Here is a 1,264-nt window from a genome sequence, read left to right on the forward strand (position 1 = left end):
CCGGCGCGCGCGGCTTCCACGGCCGCGGCGGCGCCGGCGACCCCGTAGCCGGCGATGACGACGTCGGCCTCGTCATCCCACGAGGCGATCGACGAGGCCGCCAGAGGCGTGACGTCAGTGTCAGGTGTCATGGCCGCATGGCCGCGGGCATCTCGCCGACCCACTGATGACCCCAGTAGCTGTCGGCGGTGATTTCCTCGGCGCTGTAATAGGTTTCGTCGACCCGCATGCCGTCGGTGCCGAACTCGATATCCCAATCCCCGGGGGTGCGGACGTAGAACGAGATCATTTTGTCGTTGGTGTGCCGACCCAGGGTGGACGACAGTTGGAAGCCCTCGGCGTTGACGCGGTCCAGTGCCTGACCCACCGCGTCGAGGGTGTCGACCTCCACCATGATATGGACGAGTCGGGGATCGCGCTGATGCATGGCGGGGACGATCGCCATGCTGTGGTGGCGTTCGTTGATGCCGAGGAAGCGGACCCGGATCGGGCCGAACTCTTTGGGCAACGGCACCCGGAACGCGCCGCGGGAACGGAAACCCAGCACCTCGGTGTAGAAGTCGAACAGGCCGTTCGGATCCATCGCGGGCACCACGACATGGCCCAGTCCCTGGTCGCCGGTGACGAACCTCGCGCCGAACGGCGTGATCACCGGGCTGTGGTCGAGCACGGCGCCGTGGAACACCTCGATCGTCGTGCCGGCCGGGTCGTCGAAGGTGATGACATCTTCCACCCTGCGGGTCTCGGCGTCCTCGGTGGACAGCTGTTTGAACGGGACCCCGGCTCCGTCGAGTGTCGCTTTGACCCGTTGCAGGGCCGGGCGGTCGCGCACCTCCCAGCCGATGGTGAGTACCCGGTCGGTATCGCCGGGAACGACGATGAGCCGTGCCGCGCGCTCGTCCATCCGCAGGTACAGCGCCGACGGGTCGGGCCCCTTGCCTTCCGCGAAACCGAGGACGCCGAAGGCGAACTGCCGCCACCGTTCGATGTGACGGGTCGAAATGGTGATGTAGCCAAGGCTTTTCAGGTCGGTCATGGCTACTCCTAAATCAGGGCCCGCAGCGGACCCTCGGGCGGATCGATTCCCAGCGAACTCAGCGCCGACGCGTGGTAGGTGGTGCCAGGAACGTGAATGGCGTGCAGATGGCCGACGTGCACGTCGCGCCAGTAGCGCTGCAGTGGCTTGTCCATTCGCGCCGCGTTGCCGCCCGAGCGGGCGAAGATCTCGTCGACCGCCGCCACCGCGCCCCACACCGCGCCAACC

1 protein-coding gene and 1 pseudogene are annotated in these 1,264 nt (G+C 67.2%); both read right to left on the bottom strand.

Annotated elements, in window-relative coordinates:
• Positions 1–127: 127 nt before the first annotated feature.
• A complete protein-coding gene (gene bphC, locus BN4348_RS59125; RefSeq protein ID WP_066912159.1) occupies positions 128–1,036 on the bottom strand; it encodes a biphenyl-2,3-diol 1,2-dioxygenase in 909 nt (302 codons plus the stop codon).
• An 8-nt stretch (positions 1,037–1,044) separates the two neighbouring features.
• Positions 1,045–1,264, bottom strand: a pseudogene (locus BN4348_RS59130) (hydroxylase); the annotation flags it as partial.

It is taken from the genome of Mycobacterium interjectum (assembly GCF_900078675.2).
Lineage (GTDB): Bacteria > Actinomycetota > Actinomycetes > Mycobacteriales > Mycobacteriaceae > Mycobacterium > Mycobacterium interjectum.